General features: G+C 69.8%; 2 protein-coding genes. One reads left to right on the forward strand and one right to left on the reverse strand.

Going from position 1 to position 2,665, the window contains the following annotated elements:
* Positions 1-1,697: transketolase (gene tkt / locus PHQ87_RS15800; protein WP_300236515.1), on the reverse strand; the 1,697-nt coding region annotated here is incomplete at its 3' end.
* A 214-nt stretch (positions 1,698-1,911) separates the two neighbouring features.
* Here tkt and PHQ87_RS15805 point away from each other — a divergent pair.
* Positions 1,912-2,652 carry a nucleotidyltransferase family protein gene (locus PHQ87_RS15805; protein WP_300236512.1) on the forward strand — a complete coding sequence of 247 codons (741 nt, stop codon included), beginning with the start codon at positions 1,912-1,914 and terminating at the stop codon, positions 2,650-2,652.
* Positions 2,653-2,665: the final 13 nt, after the last annotated feature.

Genomic DNA, 2,665 nt, shown 5'->3' on the forward strand with positions numbered 1-2,665 from the left:
GCCTTGAGCGCGAGCTGCACCTCGGAGCCGGTGGCGACGATGACGGCCTGGGCCTTTTTCTTCAGGCCCACCTCACTGGGTTCGGCCAGCACGTAGGCGCCCTTGCTGATGTCCTCCAGGCCGGCCTTGGGCAGGTAGGGCAGGTTCTGGCGCGACAGGCACAGCGCCGTCGGGCGACCGGTGTTCTGCAGCGCGACGGCCCAAGCGACGGCGGTCTCGGCGGTGTCGGCCGGACGCCAGACGTCCAGGTTGGGGATCAGGCGCAGGCTGGCAACGTGCTCGATCGACTGGTGCGTCGGGCCGTCTTCGCCCAGGCCGATGGAGTCGTGCGTGAAGACGTGGATCACGCGCTGCTTCATCAGCGCCGCCATGCGGATGGCGTTGCGGCTGTAGTCGCTGAATGTCAGGAAGGTGCCGCCGTAGGGAATGAAGCCGCCGTGCAGCGCCACACCGTTCATGATCGCGGCCATGCCGAACTCGCGCACGCCGTAGTTGATGTGGCGGCCCACCTGGCCGTCTTCGGTTTTGACCACATCTCCGTGGCCGTCCACACGGAAAGCCGGGGTGGACTTGGTGTTGGTGAGGTTGGAGCCGGTCAGGTCGGCCGAGCCGCCGAGCAGCTCGGGCAACGCGGCGGTGAAGGCTTCCAGGGCGATCTGGCTGGCCTTGCGGCTGGCCACGGTCTCGGCCTTGGTGTGGGCCGACACGGCGGCGTCCACGGCCACCTGCGCGAAGTGGCGCGGCAGATCGCCCTTGGTGCGACGGACGAACTCCTTGGCCAGCGCCGGGAAGGCGGCCTTGTAGGCCTTGAACCTGTCGTTCCAGGCAGCCTCCGCAGCCTTGCCGGCGGCCTTGGCATCCCAGGCGGCGTAAACATCCTTGGGAATCTGGAAGGGCTCGTGCGTCCAGCCCAGCGCCTCGCGCGTGAGCCGGATTTCTTCAGCGCCCAGCGGCTCGCCGTGGGCCTTGGCGGTGTTGGCGCGGTTCGGGCTGCCCTTGCCGATGCTGGTCTTGCAGCAGATCAGCGTGGGCTTGTCGGCGCTGGTCTTCGCGGCGGCGATCGCGGCGTCCACCGCATCCACGTCGTGGCCATCGACGCCACGGATCACGTTCCAGCCGCAGGCCTCGAAACGCCGGGGCGTATCGTCGATGAACCAGGGCGCGACCTGGCCGTCGATGGAGATGCCGTTGTCGTCGTACAGCGCGATCAGCTTGCCCAGCTTCCAGGCGCCAGCCAGGGCCACGGCCTCGTGGCTGATGCCTTCCATCAGGCAACCATCACCCAGGAACACGTAGGTGTGGTGGTCGACGATGGCGTGGCCTTCGCGGTTGAACTCGGCCGCCAGCAGCTTTTCGGCCAGCGCCATGCCCACGGCATTGGTGATGCCCTGACCCAGCGGGCCGGTGGTGGTTTCCACGCCGGGGGTGTGGCCGACCTCGGGATGGCCGGCGGTCTTGCTGCCGAGCTGGCGGAAGTTCTTCAGCTCTTCGATCGGCAGCTTGTAGCCCGTCAGGTGCAGCAGCGCGTACAGCAGCATCGAGCCGTGGCCGTTGGAGAGCACGAAACGGTCGCGGTCGGCCCATTGCGGGTTGGCCGGGTTGTGGCGCAGGTGGCGCCCCCACAGCGCGACGGCCATATCGGCCATGCCCATGGGCGCGCCGGGGTGACCCGAGTTGGCGGCCTGCACGGCGTCCATGGCCAGGGCGCGGATGGCGTTGGCCTGGACCTGGGGCGTGACGGCAGCGGAGGCCGGAGCGGGAGCGGGGGAGAGGGCGTCGGACATGGGCGAAGGCAGTTGAGGATGGTGGCGGCTAGGGCGCCAAACCCGTGATTTTATCGGGCGGGGGCGAACAGGGGGTTTTGCGGCTGCCCTGGGGAATAATGGGGCACTCACACAGATGCGCGCACCCATGGCCCTTCCGACACCGCTCCCCCCCCGTCTGCCCGCCATGGTGCTGGCCGCCGGTCGTGGCGAACGGATGCGCCCGCTGACCGACCGAACCCCCAAGCCGCTGCTGCCGGTGCGCGGCAAACCGCTCATGCTCTGGCCTCTGGACGCATTGCGCGCCAGCGGCCACCGGCGCTTCGTCGTCAACACCGCCTGGCTGGGCGAGCAGATCCCCGCCGCCTTGCAGCCCTGGGCCGCCCAGGTGCCGGGCACCGATGTGCAGTACTCGCACGAGGCGCAGGATTTCGGCTATGCCCTGGAGACGGCCGGCGGCATTGCGCGCGCCTTGCCCCTGCTGGGCGAGGCCTTCTGGGTGCTGGCCGGGGACGTGTTCGCGCCGGAGTTCGATTTCACCGCCGAGGCCGAGGCACGCTTTCTGGCCAGCGACCGGCTGGCCCACCTGTGGCTGGTGCCGAACCCGCCGCACAACCCCCTGGGCGACTTCGGGCTCTCACCCGAGGGGCTGGCGCTCAACACCGCGGCCGGCGAGCGCTGGACCTTCAGCACCATCGCGCTGTACCGGCGCGCCCTGTTCGAGCCGCCCTGGTGCACCATCCTGCCCGGCAACCCCCAGGGCACGGCCTCGCCGCTGGCGACGCTGCTGCGCCACGCCATGGACGCCGGCCGCATCAGCGCCGAGCTGTATGCCGGCGGCTGGACCGACGTGGGCACGCCCGAGCGGCTGGCGCAACTCAACGCCTGATCCTGCCTCCGCC

This window comes from Hydrogenophaga sp., from assembly GCF_028698005.1.
Taxonomy (GTDB): Bacteria; Pseudomonadota; Gammaproteobacteria; order Burkholderiales; family Burkholderiaceae_C; genus Hydrogenophaga.